Here is a 26,124-nt window from a genome sequence, read left to right as displayed (position 1 = left end):
CGCCTTGCCCTCTCATGAACAAGCTGCTGTTGTTGGCCCTGGCGGCCATGGTTTCCCTGCTCTCCGCTTGTGGCGACCGCGCCGAATACGCTGCGCACCGCGTCGAGCGCAGCAAACCGAAGATGGAAGTGACCGATGACCGTATCGCGTTGCGTCGCGCCCCCTATCCCAATCTCGACATCCAGCCCGATGGCGGCTTGCGCGTGGATGACATCGCCATCCCGCTGATGCCCGAACAACAGCAGATCCTGCAGACCGGTTTCGTCAAACTGCAGATCCTGCGCCAGAACACACTGGTGGACGCCACGCCGGCCAGCAAGCCGGGCGAGCGCACCCTGCCGATCGTGATCCCGCCGGGGCAGGAACCGTTCCCGGCCGATCTGGCCGAACATATACCCGAGTTCAAGCAGTACAGCGAGGCGCTGGCCAACCCGCGCGCGCTGCGCTGACCACGCGCCCTTCCGGCTCCAGCGCCAAGGCGGGCAGATGCCCGCCTTTTTCATGCCCGGCCGGTTGCCCGGCCTGAGCTGCCCGCCTCAGCCGCCGTGGATGCCGCCCAGGGTCAGCGCCGCCGGGTCCAGCAGCCGCTTGAGCTCGGTCTCGGACAGGCCGCTGTCCTCCACTGCCACCTCCAGCACCGGGCGCTGCTCCTTGTAGGCCCGTTTTGCGATCGCCGCGGCCTTCTCGTAGCCGATGATCGGGTTCAACGCGGTCACCAGGATCGGGTTGCGGGCCAGCGCCTCACGCACCCGCTCCTGCTTGACCACCAGCCCGGCGATCACCTTGTCGGCCAGCAGGTTCATCACGCTGGACAGCAGCTGGATCGAATCCAGCAGGTTGGCTGCGATCAGCGGCAGGGTCACGTTCAACTGGAAGTTGCCGCTCTGCCCGGCAATGGTGATGGCAGTGTGGTGGCCGATCACCTGCGCCGCGGCCATCACGGTGGCTTCGGGAATCACCGGATTGACCTTGCCCGGCATGATCGAACTGCCCGGCTGCAGCGCCGGCAACTCCACCTCGCCCAGCCCGGCCAGCGGCCCGGCGTTCATCCAGCGCAGGTCATTGGCGATCTTGATCAGCGCCACCGCCAACGCATTGAACTGGCCGGACAGCTCCACCGCGTCGTCCTGCGCGGCCAGTCCTTCGAACTTGTTGGCGGCACTGTCGAACTTCTTCTTCGTCGCGGTCGACAGCGCCTTGGCCACCTTGCCGCCGAAGCGCGGATCGGCATTGATGCCGGTGCCGATCGCGGTGCCGCCCAGCGGCAGCCGGCGCAGCCGCTTCAGGGCGTCCTCGATGCGTCCTTCAGCCGAGGCCAGCTGCGCGGACCACGCGCCGAACTCCTGGGCAAAGGTCAGCGGCATCGCATCCATCAGATGCGTGCGCCCGGTCTTGACCACCTTGCCCAGTCCGCGGGCACGCCTGTCGATGATGCGGCGCAGGTGCTTGAGCGCCGGCAACAGGTCTTCGACCGTGGCCAGCTGCGCCGAGACACGGATCGCGGTGGGAATCACATCATTGGAACTCTGCCCCAGATTGACGTGGTCATTGGGGTGCACCACCGTCTTGCCGGCCCTGCCGCTGGCGTTGGCCAAGGTGGCGATGACCTCGTTGGCATTCATGTTCGAGGAGGTGCCCGAGCCGGTCTGGTACACGTCGATCGGGAAGTGCGCGTCATGCATGCCGGCAGCCACCTCGGCCGCCGCCGACTGGATTGCCTTGGCCACGCCCTTGGGCAGCAGCCCCAAGCCGGCGTTGACCTCGGCCGCCGCGCCTTTGATCAGCCCCAGTGCCCGGATGAAGGCCCGCGGCATGCGTTGCCCGGACACCGGGAAATTCTCCACCGCACGCTGGGTCTGCGCCCCCCACAGCGCCTCCGCCGGCACCTGCAGCTCGCCCATGCTGTCGTGCTCGACACGCATCTTCATAGGATTCCTCCAACAGATCGACATTCCGGCGGCAACTCCGGTCCCGCCTTGCAGCGGCAATCTAGCCCATCACCTGCGAGGAATTCGTTTGCGGCGCCGCCCGTGGCACAGCCTGCCGCCGTCGTCGGCGTAGAATATGCGCCCCCGCCACTGCCCAACGCCTGCCGCCATGACGGATACGTCCCGCCAAGAAGCCACCCTGCTCGCCCTGTCCCCGCTTGACGGCCGTTATGCCGGCAAGGTCGACGCGCTGCGTCCGATCTTCTCCGAATACGGCCTGATCAAGGCCCGCGTCAAGGTCGAGATCGAGTGGCTGCTGGCGCTGGGTGCCGAACCGGGCATCAGCGAACTGGCCGATTTCAGCGCCGCCGGCAAGGCCAGGCTGCGTGCACTGGCCGAGGGTTTCTCGGTTGAGAATGCCGCCCGCGTCAAGGAAATCGAGCGCACCACCAACCACGACGTCAAGGCCGTGGAGTACTTCATCAAGGAACAGCTCAAGGACGACGCCGAGCTGGCGCCGGCACTGGAGTTCGTGCACTTCGCCTGCACCAGCGAGGACATCAACAACCTGTCCTACGGCCTGATGCTGGCTGAAGCCCGCGACAAGGTGATCGTGCCGGCCTACAGCGGCATCGCCGCCACGCTGCGCCAGCTGGCCCATGCCCAGGCCGAACAGCCGATGCTCTCGCGCACCCACGGCCAGACCGCCTCGCCGACCACCCTGGGCAAGGAAATGGCCAATGTCGTCGCCCGCCTGGAACGGCAGATCAAGCAGATCGGTGCGGTCGAGCTGACCGGCAAGATCAATGGCGCCGTCGGCAACTACAACGCCCATGTCGTGTCCTACCCGGATGTCGACTGGCCGGCCTTCGCCGAAGCGTTCGTCACCTCGCTGGGGCTGGTGTTCAACCCCTACACCACCCAGATCGAGCCGCACGACAACGTGGCCGAGATCGGCGACGCCGCCCGTCGCGCCAACACCATCCTGATCGACCTGGCCCGCGACATCTGGGGCTACATCTCGCTGGGTTATTTCAAGCAGAAGCTCAAGGAAGGCGAAGTCGGCTCCTCGACCATGCCGCACAAGGTCAACCCGATCGACTTCGAGAACGCCGAGGGCAATTTCGGCATCGCCAACGCGCTGTTCGAGCACTTTTCCGCCAAGCTGCCGATCAGCCGCTGGCAGCGCGACCTGACCGACTCCACTGTGTTGCGTGCGGTCGGCACCGCCTTCGGCCACAGCCAGATCGCGCTGGACTCACTGGCCAAGGGCCTGGGCAAGCTGACCGTGAACCCGGAGCGTCTGGATGCCGATCTGGATGCGGCCTGGGAAGTGCTGGCCGAAGCCGTGCAGACGGTGATGCGCCGTCACGGCCTGTCCAATCCCTACGAGCAGCTCAAGGCCCTGACCCGCGGCCACGGCATCACCGCCGATTCCATGCGCGCGTTCATTGACTCGCTGGAGCTGCCGGCCGAGGCCAAGCAGCGCCTGCGCGAGCTGACCCCGGGCGGCTATGCCGGCCTGGCCGCACAGCTGGCCAAGGCGATCTGAGTCCTGATCACCTGAGCGAACCCCAGAGGAGCCGGCACTGCCGGCTCTTCTGCCATCTGGCGCCTGCCCGCAGCCCCGCATCGTGAAACCGCGCGGCCCCGGGGCGATGGTGCACGCCTATGCTGGCAGTCCAGGTCTCAAGGGAACTGCGGATCAACCTGGATGTGCCCGACCTGGCCGCCGTCCCGGTCTGCTACTGCGCGGCGATCGGGCGGCGCCCCGGCCGACGCATCGGCGATGCCCGGAGTCGAACTGCTCGGCGCCGAGGCCCCGCTGTGGCGGCTGGCCCCTCGGGCGGGCGGCGATGCGGCCGCCGGCCAGCCCCGCCACTGCGGGTGTCACTGGACGCCTCTGCACCTGGATGTGGTGGTACCACTGTTGGAGCCGGCACTGGCCCGAGCCGAAGCGGCCGGAATGCGCCCGGAAACCGGGATACGCGAAACCGCCTGGGGCCGCCTCGTGACCACGGCCGATCCCTCCGATCATCGCCGGTGCCCGCTGCCATTCACCGGTGACGGCCATGACGGGATCGCCCGCGCGCCGGCCTGACTTCGCGCCGGCAGTCGTGCGGTTTGGCGCCAACAAGGGGACAATAGCGGCCTGCGCGCATCTGGCGCCCGCAACTCCGCTTCCACGCTGCAAGGATTTCCCATGGCTGCACGCAAGAACAAGACCTATCCGATCGAAGTCCAGGCCAAGCCGGGCCAGCCGCTGGGCATGGCCCCGGCCACCTTCCTGCGCGACTACTGGCAGAAGCGTCCGCTGCTGATCCGCGGTGCCTTCCCGGATTTCCAGAGCCCGGTCTCGCCGGACGATCTGGCCGGTCTGGCCTGCGAGGACGGCGCGCTGGCACGGCTGATCAACCACGACCGCGCCACCGACGGCTGGACCGTGCGTACCGGCCCGTTCCAGGAAGATGAGTTCCCGGGCATGCCCGACCACGACTGGACCCTGCTGGTGCAGGACGTGGACAAGTGGGACCCGGACGTGCGCGCGCTGCTGGCCCACTTCGATTTCCTGCCGCGCTGGCGCATGGATGACGTGATGATCAGCTTCGCCGCCACCGGCGGCTCGGTCGGCGCCCATGTCGACCAGTACGACGTGTTCCTGCTGCAGGGCTACGGCCACCGCCGCTGGCAGATCGACGCCAGCGAATCGACCAAGGGCAAGCGCCCGCCGCTGGATTTCCGTCCGGACGTGGAGCTGAAGCTGCTCAAGAAGTTCAAGGCCAGCCACGACTGGGTGCTGGCGCCCGGTGACATGCTCTACCTGCCGCCGAATGTGCCGCACAACGGCGTGGCCGAAGACCCTTGCCTGACCTACTCCTTCGGCATGCGCGCACCGTCATCGGCCGAGCTGATCAGCGACTGGCTGGATGACCTGGTGGCCAATGCCGATGAATCCATCCGCTTCCAGGATCCGGACCTGAAGCTGCCCGAAGACCCCAACGAGATCGATGCGGCGGCGATGAAGCGGGTGGTCACCGCGCTCAACGCGCTGCGGATGAACGATCCGGACCGCCTCGGCGACTGGTTCGGCCGCTTCATCACCACCTACCGCTCGGCCGGCGACATCCTGCCCTCACAGGCACCGCGCCCGCTGGAAGAGGTGGAAGCCGAACTGGCCCGTGGCGGCGAGCTGGAGCGCCACCCGTGGGCCCGTCTGGCCTGGCGCCGTGCCACCCGGGGCGGCACGCTGTACTGCTCCGGCCGCGAATTTCCGCTGTCGGTGAAGGACGCGCAGACCTTGGCCGCCGCCGAACACATCGACGCCACCGCCTACCGCAAGCTCTCGGCCAAGGGCCGCAGCGCCATGCTGGAGCTGCTGGCCGGCGGCTACTTCCAGCTGCTGGATGTGGAGACGCTCGCCCGTTTGCAGGCCGCTGCCGAAGAACTGGACGACAGCGACAATGACGCCGACGACGACCACGACGCGCCGGAAGTCGAGATCGAGGTGTTCGAGTACACCCAGGCCGCCGAAGGCGAGCCGGCCCAGGCCGACATCCAGACCGTCAATGTCAGCGAAGACGGGGTCGAGGTCGTGGTGATCTGCGACAACGACGACACGGATACCCCCGCAGCATGATCCCCGCCCCCAGTTTCCATATCGAAACCGCCGACTACGCCACCCAGCAGGCCGCGCTGCATGGCGTGCGGCATGCCGTGTTCGTGATTGAACAGCAGGTACCGGTGGAGCTGGAGGTCGATGCGCTGGACCCGCTCAGCCATCACGTGCTGGCGCGCGATGCCGATGGCCAGCCCATCGGTACCGGCCGGCTGACGCCCGAGCGCCGGATCGGACGCATGGCGGTCGTGGCCGGCGCCCGCGGCAACGGCGTCGGCGACGCCCTGCTCGAAGCCCTGGTCGCCGAGGCCCGCCGCCGCGGCTGGGGCGAGGTGAGCCTGCACGCCCAGCTGACCGCGCGCGACTTCTACGCCCGCAACGGTTTCCTGCCCGAAGGCGATACCTTCGAAGAGGCCGGCATCACCCACCAGACCATGCGCCGCCGGCTCGATGGCGCCATGCGCGTGGCCGATCTGGCCGGAGCGACGGCCGCCGCCAGCAGCGTGATCCATCGCGCGCGCCGGCGGTTGCGGCTCCAGATCCGCGGTGACGACTCGGTCCTGCTCGGGCAACCCCAGCTGCTGGCGGCGCTGCGCCGCTTTGCCACGGCCCGCCACGACAAGCAGGTACAGCTGCTGCTCGCCGAAGGAGACCTGGCCACCTTGCCTGCGCCACTGACGGCGTTGATCCAGCGCCTGCCCAGCGTTTTCGAGCTGCGGGAGCCGGTCGATCCGGTCGATTGCGCCGTCGCGTCGGCCGGTATCGGCAATGACAATGGCGACTGCTACTTTCGTCCAATGGGCGAGCGCCTGGAGGGCGAGCTGTCCCTGGCCAACGATGCGCGCGCCCGGCAGCAGGACGAGCTGTTCCAGCGTATCTGGGAGCGTTCGCGCGTCTGCAGCGCACTGCGTGTCCTCGGTGTCTGACGCCAGACACGGCAAGACAAATGGCGGCCTGGCATTAATCCACGGGACAGTGTGAATGCCCCTTCCTGTCCCGGCAGGGGTATAATTCAGCGGTTAGATCACGCCCGTGCGCGCCTGTTCATGTGACGCGCCGGTTTCCCTGAGTCATACCCCACAAGCGAATCCGACACTCCATCGTGGACAATCTCCTGAAGCAGTTTGCGCAGTCATCGCAACTCGCCGGCGGCAACGCCTCCTATATCGAGGATCTGTACGAGCAGTACCTCGTTTCTCCGGACAGTGTGGACCCCAAGTGGAAGTCCTACTTCGATGGCTTCAAGGGCCGCGAAGCAGGTGATGTCCCGCACTCGGCCGCCATCGCCCTCATCACCGAAGCCGCAAAAAACGCGTCCAACGCAGGCGCTGCCGGTGCAGGCGACGAGCGTGAGCGCAACGTCGGCCGTCTGATCACCGCTTACCGTTCGCGCGGCCACCTGGGTGCCCGCCTGGATCCGCTGGGCCTGACCCCGCCGGTCAATCCGCCGGACCTGAGCCTGCCGTTCCACCACCTGACCGACGCGGACCTCAACGACGAGTTCAGCACCGGGGGCGTCGCTGGCCAGCCGCGGATGAAGCTGCGCGATCTGGTTGCACGCCTGAAGGCGACCTATACCGGCTCGATCGGTGCGGAATTCATGCACATCGCCGAGGTCGAGCAGCGCCAGTGGCTCTACCAGCGCCTCGAGAACGCCGGCGGCAACTACAACCTCGATACCGACACCCGGCGCCGCACCCTGGAGCGCCTGACCGCGGCCGAAGGCCTTGAGCGTTACCTGCACACCAAGTACGTCGGCCAGAAGCGCTTCTCGCTGGAAGGCGGCGATTCGCTGATCCCGATGATGGACACCGTGATCCGCAGCGCCGGCAAGGATGGCGTCAAGGACGTGATCATCGGCATGGCCCACCGCGGCCGCCTCAACGTGCTGGTCAACACGCTCGGCAAGAACCCGCGCAAGCTGTTCGACGAGTTCGAAGGCAAGTTCGAGCACGACGAGCGTGCTGTCGCCGGTGACGTGAAGTACCACATGGGTTTCTCCGCCGACGTCGCCACCGATGGCGGCCCGGTGCACCTGGCACTGGCGTTCAACCCGTCGCACCTGGAAATCGTCGACCCGGTGGTTGCCGGCTCGGTGCGTTCGCGCCAGGAGCGTCGCGGCGATGCCGCGCGCAAGCAGGTGATGCCGATCCTGATCCACGGTGACGCCGCCTTTGCCGGCCAGGGCGTGGTGATGGAACTGTTCCAGATGTCGCAGGCCCGCGGTTTCACCGTTGGCGGCACGATGCACATCGTGGTCAACAACCAGGTGGGCTTCACCACCTCCAACCGCGACGATTCGCGCTCGACCCTGTACTGCACCGATATCGCCAAGATGATCGGCGCACCGGTCCTGCACGTGAACGGCGACGATCCGGAAGCGGTGGTGTTTGCCGCCAAGCTGGCGTACGACTTCCGTCAGCAGTTCAACAAGGACGTCGTGATCGATCTGATCTGCTACCGCCGTTGGGGTCATAACGAAGCCGATGAGCCGGCGATCACCCAGCCGCTGATGTACCAGGTGATCCGCAAGCACAAGACCACCCGCGAGCTGTATGCCGAACAGCTCGAAGCCGCCGGCGTGATCCCGGCCGGTGCCGGCAAGGAGCTGGTCGACAGCTATCGCAACAAGCTCGATGCCGGTGAAGTGACCACCGAACTGGCCGATGTGGGCAAGACCCCGGCCACCAGCAAGTTGTTCGTGGATTGGGGCAAGTATCTGGCGGGCAAGCTGTCCGACCAGGTCAGCACCAAGGTCGAGATGGGCAAGCTGGCCCAGCTGGCCGCGATGATCAACACCATTCCTGAGGGTGTGGAAGTGCATTCGCGCGTGGCCAAGGTCTATGACGACCGCCGCAAGATGGCCGCCGGCGAGATCCCGGGTGACTGGGGCTTTGCCGAAAACCTGGCCTACGCCACCCTGCTGGACGAAGGCCACGGCCTGCGCCTGGTCGGCCAGGACGTCGGCCGCGGTACGTTCACCCACCGCCATGCGATCCTGCATGACCAGAAGACCGACAGCTACTACCTGCCGTTGCGTCAGCTGGTCGAGTCGCCGGAAAAGGCCACCATTATCGATTCGCTGCTCAGCGAAGAAGCGGTGATGGCCTACGAGTACGGCTTCTCCACCACCGATCCCAACACCCTGTGCATCTGGGAGGGCCAGTTCGGCGACTTCGCCAACGGTGCCCAGGTGGTGATCGACCAGTTCATCGCCTCGGGCGAGGCCAAGTGGGGCCGGATCTCCGGCCTGACGCTGCTGCTGCCGCACGGTTATGAAGGACAGGGTCCGGAACACAGCTCCGCGCGTCTGGAGCGCTTCCTGCAGCTGTGCGCGCTGGAGAACATGCTGGTCTGCGTACCGTCGACCCCGGCCCAGGCATTCCACATGCTGCGTCGCCAGATGCGCATGGACACCCGCAAGCCGCTGGTGGTGATGTCGCCCAAGTCGCTGCTGCGCCACAAGCTGGCCGTGTCGACCCTGGACGAACTGGCCAACGGCGAGTTCCAGCACCTGATCGGTGACGCCGCCGCCGACGCCAAGAAGGTCAAGCGCGTGGTGCTGTGCTCGGGCAAGGTCTACTACGACCTGCTGGAAGACCAGACCAAGCGTGGCCAGGACGATGTGGCCATCGTGCGTATCGAACAGCTCTATCCGTTCCCGCGCCCGGCGCTGGCTGCCGAACTGAAGAAGTTCGACAAGGCCACCGACGTGGTGTGGTGCCAGGAAGAGCCGATGAACCAGGGTGCGTGGTACCAGATCAGGCACCACCTGCAGGCATGCGTGGCCGACGGCCAGGCACTGCACTATGCCGGTCGCCCGCGTTCTCCGTCGCCTGCTGTTGGCCACATGTCCGATCACCTGCGCGAACTGCAGCAGTTGCTCGCCGACGCGCTGGTCAACAAGATCGACGACAACTACGCCGAATAAGCCACCTTTCTCTCAAGAATCTGCAACCAGGAAATCCGCCCAATGGCCACCGAAGTCAAAGTACCGGTACTGCCCGAATCCGTCTCCGACGCCACCATCGCCACCTGGCACAAGAAGCTGGGCGAGGCCGTCAAGCGTGACGAGAACCTGCTCGACCTGGAAACCGACAAGGTCGTGCTGGAAGTGCCGGCACCGGTTGATGGCGTGCTGAAGGAAATCAAGTTCAAGGAAGGCGACACCGTCACCTCCAACCAGATCCTGGCCATCATCGAGGAAGGCGCGGTTGCCGCTGCCGCACCGGCCGCCGCTGCCGAAGCGCCGAAGGCTGCCGCTCCGGCCGCCTCCGCACCGGCCGCTGCTGCCGCGCCGGCTCCTGCTGCCAAGTCCGCCGCCGACACCCTGCCCCCGGGCGCCCGCTTCTCGGCCATCACCGAAGGCGTGAACCCGGCTGACGTGTCCGGCACCGGCCGCCACGGCGCCGTGACCAAGGAAGACATCGTCAACTTCGCTCGCAACGGTGGCATCGGCAAGGCCGGCGGCGCCCGTCCGGAAGAACGCGTGCCGATGACCCGCATGCGCAAGCGCATCGCCGAGCGTCTGATGCAGTCGAAGAACTCGACCGCGATGCTGACCACCTTCAACGAAGTCAACCTGGCCAAGGTTTCCGCCGCGCGCAAGGAACTGCAGGAAGAGTTCGTGAAGGCCCACGGCATCAAGCTGGGCTTCATGAGCTTCTTTGTGAAGGCCGCCGCCAACGCGCTGCAGCGCTTCCCGCTGGTCAATGCCTCGATCGATGGTGACGACATCATCTATCACGGCTACTCGGACATCTCGATCGCCGTGTCCACCGACAAGGGTCTGGTGACCCCGGTGCTGCGCAACGTCGAGCGCATGTCCTTCGCCGACATCGAAAAGGCCATCGCCGACTACGCCAAGAAGGCACGCGACGGCAAGCTGTCGCTGGAAGAACTGCAGGGCGGCACCTTCACCGTCACCAATGGCGGCACCTTCGGCTCGCTGATGTCGACCCCGATCGTCAACCCGCCGCAGAGCGCCATCCTCGGCATGCACACGATCAAGGATCGTCCAATCGCCGAGAACGGCCAGGTCGTGATCGCCCCGATGATGTACCTGGCCATGTCCTATGACCACCGCATCATCGATGGCAAGGACTCGGTGCAGTTCCTGGTGGACATCAAGAACCAGCTGGAAAACCCGGGCCGCATGCTGTTCGGTCTGTAATCCCTCCGGCCCCTCGCCCGCAATGGCGAGGGGCTTGGCTTTGCAGGCTCGCATCACCGTCCTCTTCCCGGCGCCAGGCGCCAGCGGCCCGCCTCCGGGCCGACGGAAAGCAACAAGGAATTATCAATGGCTGAACAATTCGACGTCGTCGTCATCGGTGCCGGTCCTGCCGGCTATCACGCCGCCATCCGCGCCGCCCAGCTCGGTCTGAAGACCGCCTGCATCGACGCAGCGCTGGGCAAGGACGGCAAGCCGGCCCTCGGTGGCACCTGCCTGCGCGTGGGCTGCATCCCGTCCAAGGCGCTGCTGGATTCCTCGCGCCAGTTCTGGAACATGGGCCACATCTTTGGCGACCATGGCATCAGCTTCAACGACGCCAAGATCGACGTCGGCGCGATGGTTGGCCGCAAGGACAAGATCGTCAAGCAGTTCACCGGCGGCATCGCCCAGCTGTTCAAGGCCAACAAGGTTGCCGCCTACTACGGCTTCGGCCAGCTGCAGGCCGGCAACGTGGTCACCGTCAAGCAGCACGACGGCAGCACCGTCGAGCTGAAGGGCACCAACGTCATCATCGCCGCCGGTTCGGATTCGATCGAGCTGCCGTTCGCCAAGTTCAACGGTGACACCATCGTCGACAACGTCGGCGCGCTGGACTTCACCGAAGTGCCCAAGCGCCTGGCCGTGATCGGCGCCGGTGTGATCGGCCTGGAACTGGGCAGCGTGTGGAAGCGCCTGGGTGCGGAAGTGACGATCCTGGAAGCCATGCCGGAGTTCCTGGCCGCTGCCGACAGCGAAGCCGCCAAGGTCGCCGCCAAGGAATTCAAGAAGCAGGGCCTGGACATCCAGCTCAACGCCAAGGTCTCCAAGACCGAGGTCAAGGGCAAGGAAGTGCTGGTCACCTACAGCGACGCCAGCGGCGAGAAGACCATCACGGTCGACAAGCTGCTGGTCGCCGTGGGCCGTCGTGCCGCCACCAAGGGCCTGCTGGCCGACGGTACCGGCGTGCAGGTCAACGAGCGCGGCCAGATCGTGGTCGACGACCATTGCCACACCGGCGTCGACGGCGTGTGGGCGGTCGGCGACTGCGTGCGCGGCCCGATGCTGGCCCACAAGGGCTTCGAGGAAGGCATCGCGGTGGCCGAACTGATCGCCGGCCTGCCCGGCCACGTCAACTTCGACACCATCCCGTGGGTCATCTACACCGAGCCGGAACTGGCCTGGGTCGGCAAGACCGAGCAGCAGCTCAAGGCCGAAGGCATTCCGTACAAGGCCGGCAGCTTCCCGTTCGCCGCCAACGGCCGCGCAGTGGCGATGTCCGAGCCGGCTGGCTTCGTCAAAGTGCTGGCCCATGCCGAAACGGACCGCATCCTCGGCATGCACATGGTCGGCGTGAACGTCTCCGAGCTGGTGCACGAAGGCGTGCTGGCGATGGAGTTCAGCGGTTCGGCCGACGATCTGGCCCGCATCTGCCATGCCCACCCGTCGCTGTCGGAAGTGGTCCACGACGCGGCCATGGCCGTTGGCAAGCGTTCGATCCACAAGGCCAACTAAGCTCCACGGCCTGTGTGCAGAAGGCTCCGCCCCGGCGGGGCCTTCTTGCTTTTGAAATCCTCTGATCCCGCCCCTGTTCATAGACGGAATCCGAACACCTCTCCCCATCCATCAGGAACAACCATGAAGTCCATCTGCGTCTACTGCGGCTCCAATCCCGGCGCCAAGCCCATCTACATGCAACGCGCCACCGAACTGGGCACGCGCATTGCCAAAGAAGGCCTGCGGCTGGTGTACGGCGGCGGCAGGACCGGACTGATGGGCGCGGTGGCCGACGGCGTGCTGGCCGCCGGCGGCGAAGTCACCGGCGTGATTCCGCAGCATCTGGTGGACATGGAAGTGGCGCACAAAGGCGTGACCACGCTGGAGATTGTCGGCTCGATGCACGAGCGCAAGTCGCGCATGTTCGACCTGTCCGATGCCTTCGTCGCCCTGCCCGGCGGCTTCGGCACCGCCGAGGAGATCTTCGAGATGCTGACCTGGCGCCAGCTCGGCATTGGCAAGAAGCCCTGTGCCTTCCTCGATATCGACGGCTTCTACGCACAGCTGATCGGCATGATCGACACCATGGTCAGCGAACGCTTCCTGCATCCGGAACAGCGTGATGATCTGTGGCACGGCGAAGATCCGGCGCGGATGCTCGAATGGATGCGCGCCTACTCGCCGGCGCAGGCCAGCAAGTGGTTCGACGAGAAGCTGCGCGCCGCGTTGCGGTAAGTCACTGGCACGGCGCAACGCGAGTGGCTGGAAAGCGCCCGCCTCCGGACGTGGCGCGGCCGGGAGAAAACGCAATCCGTTGCGTTGATGCTACCGCGCCGGGGATCACCCAGATCGATCCTCTTCAGGCCTGCCGTTCAAGCACAGTGAGCGCCCGTCCAGAACAAGCCCGCATCGGCGGGCTTGTTTTTTTTGTATATCAAAGCTGCTGCAAAGTGGCCTGGCGCGGAGCGGGATACCCCAGCAGATATCCCTGCCCGTAGTTGCAGCCCAGCTGCTGCAGGGTCTGGCGTTGCTGCTCGGTTTCCACGCCCTCGCCGATGGTTTCGATACCCAGGGTCCGGGCCAACGACAACACTCCGTCCACCAGTGCCAGCGTGCTCTTGCCGCTCTGTGCGTGCAGTCCGGCGACAAAACTGCGATCGATCTTCAACGCGCTGATCGGAAAACGATGCAGATAGGACAGCGCCGAATACCCGGTTCCGAAATCGTCCAGCTGCACCACCACGCCCCGCTCCCGCAACTGGTGCAGGGTCTGCAGCGTACGCGGTGCATCATCCAGCAAGGCCGTTTCGGTGATTTCAATGCGCAATCGATCGGCATCGGCACCTGCTTCTTCGATCACTGCCAGCAGGCGCGGCGCGAAATCCGCCACACGGAAATGCCGGGGCGAGACATTGACCGACACGTAGCCACGCGCGGTGCGGGCCAGATCCTTGACCACCTGTTCATAGATCAGCCAGTCGACCTGCTCGATCAGCCCGCTCTCCTCGCCCAGCGCGAGAAACTGCCCGGGCAACAGCAGGCCGCGCTGTTCGTGCGGCCATCGCAGCAAGGCTTCGTGACCGATCAGGCGACCATCCTCCAGTGACACGATGGGCTGGTAGAAGGGCACGAAATCACGATTGTTGATCGCACGCCGCAGATCGGACTCCAGCTCCAGGCTGCGCATCGCTTCCTGATGCATGGCGGCATCGAACACCACACAGCGGTCCTGGCCTTTCACCTTGGCCCGGTACATCGCCGCATCGGCATCCCGCAGCAGATCCGCGCCGGAGGTGTAGCGCGGGTGCCACAACGCGATACCCACGCTACCGGAAGGAAACAGCTCGCGCCCCTCCACCCACATCGGCGCCTCGAGCACTTTCAGCAGACGCCGCCCCAGATCCATGGCCGCCACAGCACCACCGTCACAACGCACCACCAGCGCGAACTCATCGCCTCCCAGGCGGGCGACGACATCATCGGTGCGGATCATCCGCACCAGCCGTCGCGCGACCTCCACCAGCATCTGATCACCTGCGGCGTGGCCGATACTGTCATTGACCCATTTGAAGCGGTCCAGGTCCAGGAACAACAACGCGAAAGGCGGGCCAGCGCCCAGGCGCGCATGGGCAATGGTCTGCTCAAGCGTCTGCTGCAGATGCATGCGATTGGGAAGACCGGTCAGCACGTCGTGCAAGGCAAGGTGGGTGAGCCGCTCCTCCGCGCGCAGACGTTCACTGATCTGCCCGAGCAGCTTCTGGTTGACCTCCCCCAGCTCGTAGGTGCGCTCCACGACCCGGCGCTCCAGTTCCGAATGGGCATCGAGCAGGCGGCCGCGATCACGCTGACGGGTCAAGCTGTTGCCGATATTGCCGGCCACAAACGCGAGAAGCCGCTGGTCCTGCGCGTTGAAAACCACGTCAGGCGAATAGCTCTGAACCGCGATCACTCCCATGATCTCGTCATCGTTCAGCAGTGGTACCCCCAGCCAGCAATAGGAAGGCGTACCAAACTCGCAAAGTTCACCGTTGGCGATCAACCGATCAATATCCTCGCGCATGGCCAACAACGGCTGTCCCCGGCGGATGGTGTATTCGGTCAGGCCGCCACTGAACGGGCGTGAGGTTTCCCGGGGTCTTTTCTCATCCACGGAGTAGACGAAGTCCACCCCATCGCCGGTGGCGTTCACCAGGGCGATGTAGAAGTTCCGGGCATCGAGCAACGTGCAGATCACCGCGTGCAGCTGTGCATGGAAATCGGCCTGGCTGTTGCAGCTCATGGCCAGCTCGGAAATCCGGAACAGCGCCGTCTGCACCATTTCAGCGCGACGGCGCTCGTTGATTTCCGCCTGCAGACTGCGGTTTGCCCGCTCCAGCTCCAGCGTGCGCCGCTGTACGTGCTGCTCCAGCCGCACATGCGCCTGCCGCCGGTCCATGGCGGTCAGGATGTGCTTGGCAACGAAATTCAGTACCGCGCGATCCTCGTCCGAGTAGCGGACCTCGAGCTGGTAGCTCTGCACCACGATGGCGCCGCACACCCGCCCGTTGCGCCACATCGGCACCCCCAGCCAGTCGGCACTTTCCAGCCCCTCGGCCTTGTCACACCGTGAATCGATATTTCTCAGCAGCTCACGCGATGGGCCACTCATCACCTGGCCATGCCGCAGCACGGCGAAGGTCAGGCTGGCCGGCATTTCCTCGTGGCGATAGCTGCGTTCGGGCTCGGGGATGAAATCGTCCTGGGTGTCCACGAAATACAGAAAGCGCAGACTGCTCTGCTGCTCGTCGCATTCGACGATGTAGCAGTTTTCCGCGTACATCAGCGAGCCGAGAATCTGATGGAAATGCGCCAGCATTTCATCGAAATCCAGATCCGAACCGGCCAGATCGGCGATCTCGAACAATGCCTTCTGCAAGCGTTTTGAGCGCTCCAACTCCTGGATCCGCAGCTGCTGGCGCAAGGTCATCAGTACCGTGGTCACCAGCGCCCGCGCCGTACCCAGCCACGCTTCGCGCTGCTCGTGCGCCACGGTTTCAGTGAGCTCGGCGATCAGCGCAATCCGGGTGCCGCTGTCGGCATGCGTCCACGAGGTCGAAACACGCAGGGGAAGATCACCCGTCATCGCGGCCCCCTCCAGCTGCTGTCGCACCGCCGACTGCAGCGCATCGCGATCCGGCGGACTGGTACAGCCGCCGGCAGCGAGCACCGCGTCCTCCCACGCCAGCGCCACCGTACTTCCGGCGGGGAGCAGTCCCTGCAGGGTCGCGACCACGCGGGCCGTGGGGGAATCACTGTCCGCACGCGGGTGGGCGGCAAGGATATCAAGCGGGCTGTAGAGCATACATCCGGTCTCTTTGGCTCCCAAACTGGATGGGCTCCCCTGATCCGCAGCATACCGTCACCCACGCGGATATACAGGGCCGGGCAAAAGTTCTTTATCTGAATCCGCAGGAGCCGACTCGCCGGCCGGCTAGGCATCCACCCGAGGAATCATTAGGCTGGGAAAGTGGATACCGCCGTCCAACCTGTTTCCGACGAAACGCTGATGCTGGCCTATGCGCGTGGCGATGGCGACGCGTTCGCCGAGCTGTATGCCCGCCATCGGACCCGCCTGTTCCACTACTTGCTGGGCCAACTGCGTGACCGCTCGCTGGCCGAGGAACTTTTCCAGGATATCTGGCACAAGGTCATCAACGCCCGCGGCAGCTGGCAGCCGGAGGCCGCCTTCGCCACCTGGCTGTTCCGCATCGCCCACAACCGGCTCAATGATCACTGGCGGGCCGCCAAGCACCGCCCTGCGGCACCGGCCGATGCAGACGAGCGCACAGCGCGACTGGCCGATGTACGCACCCCGGAACTGCTGGCCGATGAGCACATCCGGCGCCAGCAGTTGCAACAGGCGCTGGCGGAACTGCCGACCGAGCAGCAGGAAGTGGTCATCCTGCGCCTTGAGCAGGAGCTGAGTCTGGAAGAAATCGGGCAGATCACCGGCGTGGGCCGGGAAACCGTCAAATCGCGACTGCGTTACGCGATGGACAAGCTGCGCGCGAGGTTGAACGAATGAAGATCTCCGACAGGCTGACCCCGGAAGAACGCGAACTCGCCCGGCTGCTGGGGCAACCGCGCTCCAGCGAGCAGCCCGGCGCCGAGCTCGACGCCCGGATCCTGGCAACGGCGCGACAACCGCTGTCCGGCGCGCCCGCCGCATCACCGCGCTCGGCCCGCAGCCAAGGCTGGGGCCGTCGCCGCAGCGTGACCTCCTCGCTGGCAATCGCCGCCTCGCTGGCACTGGTGGTGGGCCTTGCCTGGCAGTTGCGGCCGACACCCCCCGCAGCACCGGTTCCCAGTGCCGTCCGCACCGCCCCGGCCAATTACCCGGCGTCAGCACCACCACAGGCCCAGGCTGCCGATGATGGTGCGGGCACAACGGCACCCGCCTCCATCGGGGCACCGGCTGCCACAACGGACGAGAAGGCCCCGGACGCAAAAACCGCCACAACGCCCCTGCCAGCCAGGGCACGGACCAGTGAAAGACCGGCACCGCGCGCGGCATCTGCAAGCGACGCGGCATTGGTAACGGCGCCCGCCGTTGAAGCCACGCCGATGGTCACGTCCCCTTCCCCGCCAGCACCACCCGTACCAGCACCGGCGATGGCTCCGCAAAACGACGAATACGCCGGCGCGCAGGCCGATCGGCGCACCGCGCTCCAGGCGCCGCGGGTTGCCCGCACGGCCGCGCCTCGGCCCGAACCGCTGGAGGCGGTCCGCAGTTCCGGCAGCACGCCGCAGAGTGCCGAAAATCTCGCGGCCGAAAGACTGCAGCAATGGCAGAGCGACCTCGACAGCGATGCCACGCTCCCGCGCCGGCAGTGGCTCAAGCGCATCCGCGAACGCCGCGACTCCGGCGATCTGTCCGGCGCACGTCTGAGCCTGCGGCGTTTCATGCAGGAGTATCCCGAGGCGCGTATTCCGCGTGACCTGCGCTCCCTGCTCACGGACTGACCGCGCAGACACACGCGTCGGTTGTCAGCCTCTAGAATGGCGGTGATGCTCGACACCCTTGCCGCCCCCGCCAGCCACGAGCTGGAGATAAAACACAGCCGCTTCCTCGCGCAGGCCGCCCCTATCGGCACTGCCGCCGAAGCACTGGCGTTCATCGGTGCGGTCTCGTTCGCCGATGCTACCCACAACTGCTGGGCCTACCGCCACGGCAATGAATACCGCTCCAGCGATGACGGCGAACCGGCCGGCACCGCGGGCAGGCCGATCCTGGCAGCTATTGATGGCCAAGGCTACGACCGCATCGCGGTGGTGGTCACGCGCTGGTATGGCGGCATCAAGCTGGGCGCCGGCGGTCTGGTGCGCGCCTACGGCGGTACCGCCGCCGAGTGCCTGCGGCTGGCCCAGCGCAGCCCGCTGGTGGCGATGACCGAACGCATCTTGCAGTGCGGCTTCGAGGACATGGGCATCGTCCACACCCTGCTGGGCAATGCCGGTGCCGAGAAGCTTGAAGAACAATTCCTGACCGAGGGTCTGCGCCTGCACGTGCGCCTGCCTGCCGACCAGATCGACGCGTTGGCGCTGCGCCTGCGTGATGCCACCCGCAACCGCCTGCGCATGAGCGAGCTTTCCCCCCATGACTGAACCAATGCATCCCTCACCCAAGCTGCAGAAGCTGGGCAGCCTCAAGGCGCTGTGGCCGTTCGTGCGTCGCCATGGCGCTCTGTTCGGGGCGTGGCTGGTCGCATTGGCGGTGTCCTCAACGGCAACGTTGAGCCTGCCGATGGCGGTCAAACAGATGATCGACCACGGTTTCTCCGGCGGCGGCCAGATCAACCGCGCGTTCTCGCTGCTGTTCGTGGTGGCGGTGGTATTGGCGCTGGCCACGGCCGCCCGCTTCTTCTTTGTGTCGCTGCTTGGCGAGAAGGTCGTCGCCGACCTGCGTGGACGCCTGTACGCCCACCTGATCGGCCTGGATGCCGGCTTTCACGACCGCAACCGCAGCGGCGAGCTGGTATCCCGGCTGACCGCCGACTGCGAACTGCTGCGCAGCGTGATCGGCTCGACCATGTCGGTGGCCTTGCGCAGCGGCGTCACCGTGGTTGGCAGCATGGTGATGCTGTTTGTCACCAGCCCGCGTCTGGCCGCGTATGCGTTGATTGGCATTCCCCTGGCGGTGCTGCCGATCGTGCTGGGCGCGCGCCAGCTGCAGAAGATCTCACGCGCCAGCCAGGACCGCATCGCCGACGCCAATGCACTGGCCGCCGAGACCCTGGGCGCGGTCCGCACCGTGCAGGCCCATGCCCGTGAGCCCTACGAACGCGGCCGCTTTGAAGACGCATTGAAGGTCTCGGTGGCCACCGCACGGCGCCGTATCCGCACCCAATCCGTCGTGACTGCCATCGCCATCGTGCTGGTGTTCGGTGCCATCGTCGCGGTGCTGTGGTCCGGCGCGCATGATGTCGTGGACGGCAACATGAGCGCCGGCACGCTGGGACAATTCGTGCTGTATGCGCTGATCGGCGGCGGCTCGGTGGGCGCACTGGCCGAAGTGTGGAACGAACTGCAACGCGCTTCCGGCGGCATGGGCCGCATCGCCGAGCTGCTGGCTGAAACGCCAAGCATCACCGCGCCGGCGCAAGCCCAGCCGCTGCCGGTACCGTTGCGCGGGGAAATCCGCTTCGAGCACGTGTCCTTCCACTACCCGCAGCGTCCGGACCAGCCGGCACTGGACGACTTCAGTCTGACGGTGGCGCCCGGCGAGACCGTTGCCCTAGTCGGCCCCTCCGGCGCGGGCAAGAGCACGGTGCTGTCACTGCTGCTGCGTTTCCATGATCCGGACGCCGGCAGCGTGCAGCTTGATGGCATCGATCTGCGCCGGCTCGATCCGGCCCAACTGCGCCAGAACATCGCGCTGGTGCCGCAGCAGCCGGCCCTGTTCGCCGCCAGCGCCGCCGACAACATCCGCTATGGCCGGCTCGAGGCCAGTGATGAAGCGATACGGATCGCCGCACGCTCGGCCGAAGCCGACGAGTTCCTCAGCCAGCTGCCCGAAGGTTACGCCAGCGATCTGGGCGAGCGTGGCGCGCGCCTGTCCGGCGGCCAGCAACAGCGCATCGCCATCGCTCGCGCGTTGCTCAAGGACGCGCCGGTGCTGCTGCTGGACGAGGCTACCAGCGCGCTGGACGCGCAGAGCGAGCGCGCGGTGCAGCAGGCGCTGGAACGACTGATGAGCGGCCGCACCACGCTGGTGATCGCGCATCGTCTGGCCACGGTGCTGAAGGCCGACCGCATCGTGGTGATGGACCACGGTCGCATCATCGCCCAGGGCTCGCATGCCGAGCTGCTGGCCCAGGACGGGTTGTATGCCGAACTGGCGCGACTGCAGTTCATAGATTGAGAACATCATGCCGACAGCCGGGTAACGCCGCTGCCGGCATGATCAACGCGGCCGATCCGGGTCCCTGCCACCAGGAGCTGAGCGATGGCGTTCCGACAATTCCCTGCGACAAGTGCCGATGGCCAGAGCTGGATCGTCATCGAATTCAGGGACGAAACACCAGGCGTGGCCAGTGGCAACTCCACACCCGCACCACGTTATGAATTGGCCGACGGGCGTCCACTGATCCGCCAGGGCAGCCACCTGGGAACCGCCGATGGTGCGGTCAGGTTGTCACTGAACCAGCCATACCGTGCCTGAAAACAGGACCTCCATGGGACAGCGGATGCAGCGGCAAAACGCGTGGACTATGCGGGCCTGAATGGGCTTTGCCAAACCAGCCCGATGCTGGTCAATTATTGAACAAGTGTCTTGACAGCCTTGTGCCACAAGGCGCGCCGACGCTTATCCACACGTTTGTGTACATTTCATCCACACCCCCTGTGGATTAAGTCGCAGCTGCTGCGACAGTCCCCGGGTAGGTCAGCGTCCCAGCACGCGTCCGATACCGCTGTGATCGATCTGCTCCGCGGCCGCGGCCAACACCTCCGGCGCATAGCTGTGCTCGAAACCGATACGGAAATGCACTTCCCCTGATGGCGTACGCGAGGAGTGGATCGAGGCCAAGCTGACCCCATGCTGCTCGAAAACATGCAGCAGTTCACGCAGTGAACCGGCGCGGTCCTGCGGCAGATGTACGCTCATCGCTCGTTGTTCGGTGAGATCGGCCAGCAGATAGCCCAGCCGCTCGAAGCTGTAATTGCCGTCGCGCAGGGTGTCCTCGCCCACCGCCGCCCGGTTGTCGAGCAGGAACTGCTGACGGAACACGGCGCGGGCCGAATCGCTGCTCTGTCCGATCAGTCCGCGCAACTGCTGCAGCTGGCCGAGCAGACGATCCAGCATCTCGGCGGTATGCGGATTGCCGAACTGGATGTCTTCGTAGATCGCCGGATTCAGCGACAGGATGCGCGAAATGACCGCCGCATCCAGTTCGAAGGCGGTAGAACGGTAAGGCATCAGCGCCTGCAGATCACCCAGCAGCGGCGCGTACTCGCGCAGCACACTGGCCTGCGCCAGATGGGTGGCGTGCACCATCGCCTGCACCAGCGCCATCACCCGGTCATGATGCTCGGGGGTGGCACGCACGCATTCGGCCTCCAACCCGGCGTACAGCTCCTTGAGCCAACCCTGCCAGCGGGGATCCAGGCGGGCTTCACAGACCACCATCACCCGGCCCTTGAGGGTCGGCGATTTGGGCGGCGCGGTCATCGGATGCAGTCCGGCGACCGATGCTCTGGACTCCAGCATCGCCGCTACCGGCCCGGCCTTGATCGAGGTGACATCCAGCCACAAACGGCCCTGCTCGCGCCCGCCCGAGCGGTGGACGTAGTCGCGTATCAGATCCGGCGTATGGCGGATGGGCGCGGAAAACAGCAGCACGTCGGCCCGCTCCAGCAGCTGTTCGGGGGTCTGCGAGTCCGCATCCACCGGATCATGGCCGATGACCGTCAGCCCCATCCGCGACTGGAAGAATCCGCGCAGCCAACGGCCATAGGCGCCGCCGCTGCCGACGATGCCGATGACAGGACCACTCATGCCAGGCGCTCGGCGCGGAACCGGTGCGGCGTACCCAGCGCCGCGGGCGCTGCGGCAAGCACATCGAATTCCTCCACGCCCTGCGCCAACGTCGCTTCCAGCGCGGCATGCACACCGGCAATGGCGCGGCCCACCGCATCTTCAAAGGCGTGTCCTTTGAGCAGAAAGGCGACGATCAGCGACATCAGCACGTCACCGGTACCAGCCACATCCACCGGCAGATGCGGCGAGGTCCAACGCCAGACTTCATCGCGCCCGATCGCCAGCGTCACCAGGTCGCCGGGATTCCCCGAGACCGAATGGGCGATCACCCATTCCGGCCCCCGTTCCAGCAACTTGCGCGAAGCGGCGATGGCATCGTCCTGCGCCAATGCGGGCATGCCGGTCAGACGTCCCAGTTCGAACGCGTTGGGAGTCACCAGCCAGGCATGTGGCAACAGCCGTTCGGCAAAAACCTTCTCCAATCCGGGCTCCACATAAGGCCCAGTGTGGGTGTCACCGATCACCGGATCCAGGCAGTAACGCAACTGGGACGACTGCGGAAGCACTGTATCCAGCCAGTCGGCGAATGCGACACCGTTTTCCACACTGCCGAAATAGCCGGACACCAGCGCACCGGCACGCTGCGGCAGACCACGTTCGCTCGCCCCCAGCAGCAGATCGGCAAACCAGTCCGCGGGGAGCACGCGCCCGCGCAGCGTCGAATAGAACGGCGCATTGCTCAGCAGCGTCGTGGGAATTTCCGCCACGCGCAGACCCAGCGCACGCAACGGCGGCACTGCCGCACTGTTGCCGGCGTGGCCGTAGACCAGTTGAGATTGGACCGAAATCACGTCCACCGGCGTCGGCCCATCCGGGCGTTGCCGACGACCGTGCACGAGATGGCTGTGGTCGACTTCGTTCATCGTTACATTCTACGTCCGCACACCCCCGAGGCGACGGCGTAGATTGCGTGCGCAACCAACGCCGCGCACGGAAACAACAAAGCCGCAGCAAGCTGCGGCTTTGTCATTGCTGAAAACGAACCGGTCAGGTGGAGGTCATGCGGTCCCAGAACCCCTTGACGCCATCAATGAACGTGGCCGACTTGGGCGAATGCTTGCGCGCGTCCTCGCCACTGAAGCTGGCCTCGAACTGTTCCAGCAGCTTGCGCTGTTCGGCCGTCAGGTTGACCGGAGTTTCCACGACGATGCGGCAGTACAGGTCCCCTTCGGTACGACTGCGCACCGACTTGACGCCCTTGCCGCGCAGGCGGAACAGCTTGCCGGTCTGGGTCTCGGCCGGAATGCGGATCTCCGCCTCACCCCCGAGCGTGGCCACCCGGATCGTGTCGCCCAGCGCCGCCTGCGAGATACGCACCGGCACTTCGCAATGCAGGTCGTCGCCATCGCGTGTGAAGATTGCATGCTCGCGCACGCGGATTTCCACATACAGATCGCCCGGCGGCGTGCCCGGCGGACCGGCCTCGCCCTCGCCCTGGAGGCGGATGCGATCACCGCTGTCCACGCCCGCGGGCACCTTGACCGAGAGCACCTTGTCTTCCTCGACCCGACCGTTGCCGTGGCAGGTCTTGCAGGGCTTGGCGATGATCTGGCCACGGCCGCCGCAGTTGTGGCACGCCTGCTGCATGGCGAAGATGCCACGCTGCACCCGCACCTGGCCGCGTCCGCCGCAGACGTTGCAGGTCTCGACCTTGCGGTCTTCCGAGCCGCTGCCATCGCAGTCGTCGCACTCGGCCAAGGTGGGGATCTCGATGCGGCGTTCGACGCCGGCCACCGCCTCCTCCAGGTCCAGCTCCATCACATAGCCGATGTCGGCCCCGCGACGCGGCTGGCGCGGACCGCCACCGCCCCCGAAAATATTGCCGAAGATGTCGCCGAAGATGTCGTTCATGTCGGGGCCGCCGTGGCCGCCCCCACCGCCCATGCCATGCTCGAACGCGGCATGACCGTGGGCGTCGTACATGCGCCGCTTGTTGCCATCAGATAGGACCTCGTACGCCTCCTTGCACTCCTTGAACGCCGCTTCGGCCGCGGAGTCCCCCGGATTGCGGTCGGGGTGATGCTTCATCGCGCAACGGCGATAGGCCTTCTTCAGTTCTTCGTCATTGGCAGTGCGGGAAACACCCAGCACTTCGTAGTAATCGCGCTTGCTCATTTCAGGAATAGAGTTCCGTCACTCGGGATTCGTCAAAACAAAGGAGCGAAAACCGCTTCCGCTCCTCTGTTGGCCGCCCCGACGCCGGCTTACCCTTCTGTCAGGACCAGTTGTTGCAGGAGGGGAAGGGGGCGATGGCCTGCGCCACCACCCCGTTCCACCGCCGGATCAGGACTTCTTGTCGTCCTTGACCTCGGTAAACTCGGCATCGACCACGTCATCGCTGGACTGACCGGCACCGGCATCGGCCGTGCCGCCCTGCTCGCCCGCCGAAGCGGCAGCAAACAGCGCCTGGCCGGCTTCTTCCAGCGACTTGGACTTGGCTTCGATCTGCGCCTTGTCGTCGCCCTTCATCGCCGTTTCCAGATCGGCCAGTGCCGCCTCGACCTTGCCGATGACATCGCCGCCGACCTTGCTGCCGTGCTCGGTGATGGCACTGCGGGTCGCGTGGATCAGACCATCGGCCTGGTTGCGGGTCTGCACCAGCTCCTGGAACTTCTTGTCTTCCTCACGGTTGGCTTCCGCATCGGCGACCATGCGTGCGATCTCTTCCTCGGACAAACCCGAGCCGGCCTTGATCTCGACCTTCTGCTCCTTGTTGGTCTTCTTGTCCTTGGCCGACACGTGCAGGATGCCGTTGGCGTCGATGTCGAAGGACACTTCCACCTGCGGCATGCCACGCGGGGCCGGCTCGATGCCGGACAGGTCGAACTTGGCCAGCGACTTGTTGTAGCGGGCCTGCTCACGCTCACCCTGCAGCACGTGCACGGTCACGGCCGACTGGTTGTCCTCGGCGGTCGAGAAGATCTGCGAAGCCTTGGTCGGGATCGTGGTGTTCTTCTCGATGATCTTGGTGAACACGCCACCCATGGTCTCGATACCCAGCGACAGCGGGGTCACGTCCAGCAGCAGCACGTCCTTGACGTCGCCGCCCAGCACGCCACCCTGGATCGCGGCACCCAGTGCCACGGCTTCGTCCGGGTTTACGTCCTTGCGCGGTTCCTTGCCGAAGAACTCGCTCACCGCCTGCTGCACCTTCGGCATGCGGGTCTGGCCACCGACCAGGATCACTTCGTTGATGTCGCTCGAACGCAGGCCGGCGTCATTGAGCGCGACACGGCACGGCTCGATCGACTTCTTGACCAGGTCTTCCACCAGCGCCTCGAGCTTTGCACGGGTCAGCTTGATGTTCAGGTGCTTCGGGCCAGAGGCATCGGCGGTGACGTACGGCAGGTTGACTTCGGTCTGCTGCGCGGACGACAGCTCGATCTTTGCGCGCTCGGCAGCATCCTTCAGGCGCTGCAGGGCCAGCGGATCCTTGCGCAGGTCGATGCCCTGGTCCTTCTGGAACTCTTCCACCAGGTACTCGATAACGCGGTTGTCGAAATCTTCGCCGCCCAGGAAGGTGTCACCGTTGGTGGCCAGCACTTCGAACTGCTTCTCGCCGTCGACGTTGGCGATCTCGATGATCGACACGTCGAAAGTGCCGCCGCCCAGATCGTAGACAACGATCTTGCGATCCTTGTTGTCGCCCTTGTCCAGGCCATAGGCCAGGGCCGCGGCGGTCGGCTCGTTGATGATGCGCTTGACGTCCAGACCGGCGATGCGGCCGGCGTCCTTGGTCGCCTGGCGCTGGCTGTCGTTGAAGTAGGCCGGCACGGTGATGACCGCTTCGGTGACCTTTTCACCGAGGAAGTCCTCGGCGGTCTTCTTCATCTTTTCCAGCACGCGCGCGGAGATTTCCTGCGGCGCCATCTTCTTGCCGTCGCTGGTCTGCACCCAGGCATCGCCGTTGTCATGGGCCAGGATGCCGTAGGGAACGTGGGCGATGTCTTTCTGCACTTCACCGTCGGTGAACTTGCGGCCGATCAGGCGCTTCACCGCATAGAAGGTGTTCTTCGGGTTGGTGACGGCCTGGCGCTTTGCCGAGGCGCCCACCAGCACTTCGCCGTCCTTGGTATAGGCGACGATGGAAGGCGTGGTGCGATCGCCTTCCGAGTTTTCGATGACGCGGGCCTTGCCGCCGTCCATGATCGCCACGCACGAGTTGGTGGTGCCGAGGTCGATACCAATGATCTTGCCCATGGGGGACTCCTGAGGATTCGTTTGCCGGCAGCCGCCGGGGATGAATGGGATGTGGGGGATGGCGTGGTGACATTCAAGCCACCCCTGGAACACGGTT

Annotated in this window: 20 protein-coding genes; 14 read left to right on the top strand and 6 right to left on the bottom strand. The window is 65.6% G+C overall.

The genetic code is table 11. The annotated features are described in order from the left end of the window. Positions 1–14 precede the first annotated feature (14 nt). Complete coding sequence (locus tag ARC78_RS04545) at positions 15–449, top strand: hypothetical protein (protein WP_054658857.1); 435 nt, start codon at positions 15–17, stop codon at positions 447–449. An 87-nt stretch (positions 450–536) separates the two neighbouring features. Here the strand turns inward: ARC78_RS04545 and ARC78_RS04540 are convergent, their stop codons facing one another. Continuing rightward, positions 537–1,928, bottom strand: a complete 1,392-nt coding sequence (locus ARC78_RS04540) for a class II fumarate hydratase (protein WP_054660141.1) — start codon at positions 1,926–1,928, stop codon at positions 537–539. A gap of 169 nt (positions 1,929–2,097) precedes the next feature. On the opposite strand from ARC78_RS04540, the gene purB reads away from it, so the two are divergent. The 8 genes from purB (at position 2,098) to ARC78_RS04500 (ending at position 12,985) form a co-directional block, all read left to right on the top strand. Next, positions 2,098–3,480, top strand: coding sequence for an adenylosuccinate lyase (purB, locus tag ARC78_RS04535; RefSeq protein ID WP_057505819.1), 1,383 nt, complete (start codon positions 2,098–2,100; stop codon positions 3,478–3,480). Between the two features lie 237 nt (positions 3,481–3,717). Further along, a complete protein-coding gene (locus ARC78_RS04530) occupies positions 3,718–4,029 on the top strand; it encodes a VOC family protein (protein ID WP_241772660.1) in 312 nt (103 codons plus the stop codon). A gap of 102 nt (positions 4,030–4,131) precedes the next feature. Continuing rightward, a complete protein-coding gene (locus ARC78_RS04525) occupies positions 4,132–5,565 on the top strand; it encodes a ribosomal protein uL16 3-hydroxylase (RefSeq protein WP_054660586.1) in 1,434 nt (477 codons plus the stop codon). Next, entirely contained in the window at positions 5,562–6,470 is a 909-nt protein-coding gene (locus ARC78_RS04520; RefSeq protein WP_057505818.1) for a GNAT family N-acetyltransferase, read from the top strand. The genes ARC78_RS04525 and ARC78_RS04520 overlap by 4 nt, the downstream gene beginning before the upstream one ends. A gap of 176 nt (positions 6,471–6,646) precedes the next feature. After that, a complete protein-coding gene (locus ARC78_RS04515) occupies positions 6,647–9,475 on the top strand; it encodes a 2-oxoglutarate dehydrogenase E1 component (protein WP_057505817.1) in 2,829 nt (942 codons plus the stop codon). Between the two features lie 42 nt (positions 9,476–9,517). Beyond that, positions 9,518–10,717: a dihydrolipoyllysine-residue succinyltransferase gene (sucB, locus tag ARC78_RS04510; RefSeq protein ID WP_057505816.1), complete on the top strand. Its 1,200-nt coding sequence runs from the start codon at positions 9,518–9,520 to the stop codon at positions 10,715–10,717. Between the two features lie 126 nt (positions 10,718–10,843). Beyond that, positions 10,844–12,268, top strand: coding sequence for a dihydrolipoyl dehydrogenase (gene lpdA / locus ARC78_RS04505; RefSeq protein WP_054659053.1), 1,425 nt, complete (start codon positions 10,844–10,846; stop codon positions 12,266–12,268). A 123-nt stretch (positions 12,269–12,391) separates the two neighbouring features. Then, the gene (locus ARC78_RS04500; RefSeq protein WP_057505815.1) at positions 12,392–12,985 is read left to right on the top strand and encodes an LOG family protein; all 594 of its coding nucleotides are present in this window, start codon (positions 12,392–12,394) and stop codon (positions 12,983–12,985) included. A 199-nt stretch (positions 12,986–13,184) separates the two neighbouring features. On the opposite strand, the gene ARC78_RS04495 is transcribed toward ARC78_RS04500, so the two are convergent. Next, positions 13,185–16,091: a bifunctional diguanylate cyclase/phosphodiesterase gene (locus ARC78_RS04495; protein ID WP_057505814.1), complete on the bottom strand. Its 2,907-nt coding sequence runs from the start codon at positions 16,089–16,091 to the stop codon at positions 13,185–13,187. 204 nt (positions 16,092–16,295) lie between these two features. Between ARC78_RS04495 and ARC78_RS04490 the strand changes: the two genes are divergently transcribed. From ARC78_RS04490 to ARC78_RS04470, 5 genes are all read left to right on the top strand, one after another. Beyond that, the gene (locus ARC78_RS04490; RefSeq protein ID WP_425478333.1) at positions 16,296–16,814 is read left to right on the top strand and encodes an RNA polymerase sigma factor; all 519 of its coding nucleotides are present in this window, start codon (positions 16,296–16,298) and stop codon (positions 16,812–16,814) included. After that, positions 16,811–17,752, top strand: coding sequence for a hypothetical protein (locus ARC78_RS16260; protein ID WP_096144900.1), 942 nt, complete (start codon positions 16,811–16,813; stop codon positions 17,750–17,752). The genes ARC78_RS04490 and ARC78_RS16260 overlap by 4 nt, the downstream gene beginning before the upstream one ends. Before the next feature lie 45 nt (positions 17,753–17,797). After that, a complete protein-coding gene (locus ARC78_RS04480) occupies positions 17,798–18,394 on the top strand; it encodes an IMPACT family protein (protein ID WP_054658295.1) in 597 nt (198 codons plus the stop codon). Next, the gene (locus tag ARC78_RS04475; RefSeq protein WP_054658293.1) at positions 18,387–20,150 is read left to right on the top strand and encodes an ABC transporter transmembrane domain-containing protein; all 1,764 of its coding nucleotides are present in this window, start codon (positions 18,387–18,389) and stop codon (positions 20,148–20,150) included. The genes ARC78_RS04480 and ARC78_RS04475 overlap by 8 nt, the downstream gene beginning before the upstream one ends. A gap of 84 nt (positions 20,151–20,234) precedes the next feature. Next, entirely contained in the window at positions 20,235–20,450 is a 216-nt protein-coding gene (locus ARC78_RS04470) for a hypothetical protein (RefSeq protein ID WP_054658290.1), read from the top strand. 222 nt (positions 20,451–20,672) lie between these two features. Here the strand turns inward: ARC78_RS04470 and ARC78_RS04465 are convergent, their stop codons facing one another. From ARC78_RS04465 to dnaK, 4 genes are all read right to left on the bottom strand, one after another. Further along, positions 20,673–21,785: a prephenate dehydrogenase gene (locus tag ARC78_RS04465; RefSeq protein WP_054658288.1), complete on the bottom strand. Its 1,113-nt coding sequence runs from the start codon at positions 21,783–21,785 to the stop codon at positions 20,673–20,675. After that, complete coding sequence (gene pdxY / locus ARC78_RS04460) at positions 21,782–22,690, bottom strand: pyridoxal kinase (protein WP_057505812.1); 909 nt, start codon at positions 22,688–22,690, stop codon at positions 21,782–21,784. The genes ARC78_RS04465 and pdxY overlap by 4 nt, the downstream gene beginning before the upstream one ends. Positions 22,691–22,814: 124 nt before the next feature. Continuing rightward, complete coding sequence (gene dnaJ, locus ARC78_RS04455; RefSeq protein ID WP_054658286.1) at positions 22,815–23,942, bottom strand: molecular chaperone DnaJ; 1,128 nt, start codon at positions 23,940–23,942, stop codon at positions 22,815–22,817. Between the two features lie 168 nt (positions 23,943–24,110). Then, positions 24,111–26,027: a molecular chaperone DnaK gene (gene dnaK / locus ARC78_RS04450; RefSeq protein WP_054658284.1), complete on the bottom strand. Its 1,917-nt coding sequence runs from the start codon at positions 26,025–26,027 to the stop codon at positions 24,111–24,113. Between the last annotated feature and the right edge of the window lie 97 nt (positions 26,028–26,124).

This window comes from Stenotrophomonas pictorum JCM 9942 (assembly GCF_001431585.1).
In the GTDB taxonomy this organism is placed as follows: Bacteria; Pseudomonadota; Gammaproteobacteria; order Xanthomonadales; family Xanthomonadaceae; genus Stenotrophomonas; species Stenotrophomonas pictorum.
The sequence above is the reverse complement of the archived record's forward strand: the minus strand, read 5'-3'. Positions and strand labels throughout refer to the sequence as shown.

What these genes read in the sequence shown, in the direction of transcription:
- ARC78_RS04490 (WP_425478333.1), top strand. Translation starts at nt 16,296, where the DNA reads ATGCTGGCCTATGCGCGTGGCGATGGCGACGCGTTCGCCGAGCTGTAT.
- dnaJ (WP_054658286.1), bottom strand. Translation starts at nt 23,942, where the DNA reads ATGAGCAAGCGCGATTACTACGAAGTGCTGGGTGTTTCCCGCACTGCC.
- sucB (WP_057505816.1), top strand. Translation starts at nt 9,518, where the DNA reads ATGGCCACCGAAGTCAAAGTACCGGTACTGCCCGAATCCGTCTCCGAC.
- lpdA (WP_054659053.1), top strand. Translation starts at nt 10,844, where the DNA reads ATGGCTGAACAATTCGACGTCGTCGTCATCGGTGCCGGTCCTGCCGGC.
- purB (WP_057505819.1), top strand. Translation starts at nt 2,098, where the DNA reads ATGACGGATACGTCCCGCCAAGAAGCCACCCTGCTCGCCCTGTCCCCG.
- ARC78_RS04470 (WP_054658290.1), top strand. Translation starts at nt 20,235, where the DNA reads ATGGCGTTCCGACAATTCCCTGCGACAAGTGCCGATGGCCAGAGCTGG.
- ARC78_RS04495 (WP_057505814.1), bottom strand. Translation starts at nt 16,091, where the DNA reads ATGCTCTACAGCCCGCTTGATATCCTTGCCGCCCACCCGCGTGCGGAC.
- dnaK (WP_054658284.1), bottom strand. Translation starts at nt 26,027, where the DNA reads ATGGGCAAGATCATTGGTATCGACCTCGGCACCACCAACTCGTGCGTG.
- ARC78_RS04525 (WP_054660586.1), top strand. Translation starts at nt 4,132, where the DNA reads ATGGCTGCACGCAAGAACAAGACCTATCCGATCGAAGTCCAGGCCAAG.
- ARC78_RS04500 (WP_057505815.1), top strand. Translation starts at nt 12,392, where the DNA reads ATGAAGTCCATCTGCGTCTACTGCGGCTCCAATCCCGGCGCCAAGCCC.
- ARC78_RS04475 (WP_054658293.1), top strand. Translation starts at nt 18,387, where the DNA reads ATGACTGAACCAATGCATCCCTCACCCAAGCTGCAGAAGCTGGGCAGC.
- ARC78_RS04480 (WP_054658295.1), top strand. Translation starts at nt 17,798, where the DNA reads ATGCTCGACACCCTTGCCGCCCCCGCCAGCCACGAGCTGGAGATAAAA.
- ARC78_RS04545 (WP_054658857.1), top strand. Translation starts at nt 15, where the DNA reads ATGAACAAGCTGCTGTTGTTGGCCCTGGCGGCCATGGTTTCCCTGCTC.
- ARC78_RS04530 (WP_241772660.1), top strand. Translation starts at nt 3,718, where the DNA reads ATGCCCGGAGTCGAACTGCTCGGCGCCGAGGCCCCGCTGTGGCGGCTG.
- ARC78_RS16260 (WP_096144900.1), top strand. Translation starts at nt 16,811, where the DNA reads ATGAAGATCTCCGACAGGCTGACCCCGGAAGAACGCGAACTCGCCCGG.
- ARC78_RS04540 (WP_054660141.1), bottom strand. Translation starts at nt 1,928, where the DNA reads ATGAAGATGCGTGTCGAGCACGACAGCATGGGCGAGCTGCAGGTGCCG.
- ARC78_RS04465 (WP_054658288.1), bottom strand. Translation starts at nt 21,785, where the DNA reads ATGAGTGGTCCTGTCATCGGCATCGTCGGCAGCGGCGGCGCCTATGGC.
- pdxY (WP_057505812.1), bottom strand. Translation starts at nt 22,690, where the DNA reads ATGAACGAAGTCGACCACAGCCATCTCGTGCACGGTCGTCGGCAACGC.
- ARC78_RS04520 (WP_057505818.1), top strand. Translation starts at nt 5,562, where the DNA reads ATGATCCCCGCCCCCAGTTTCCATATCGAAACCGCCGACTACGCCACC.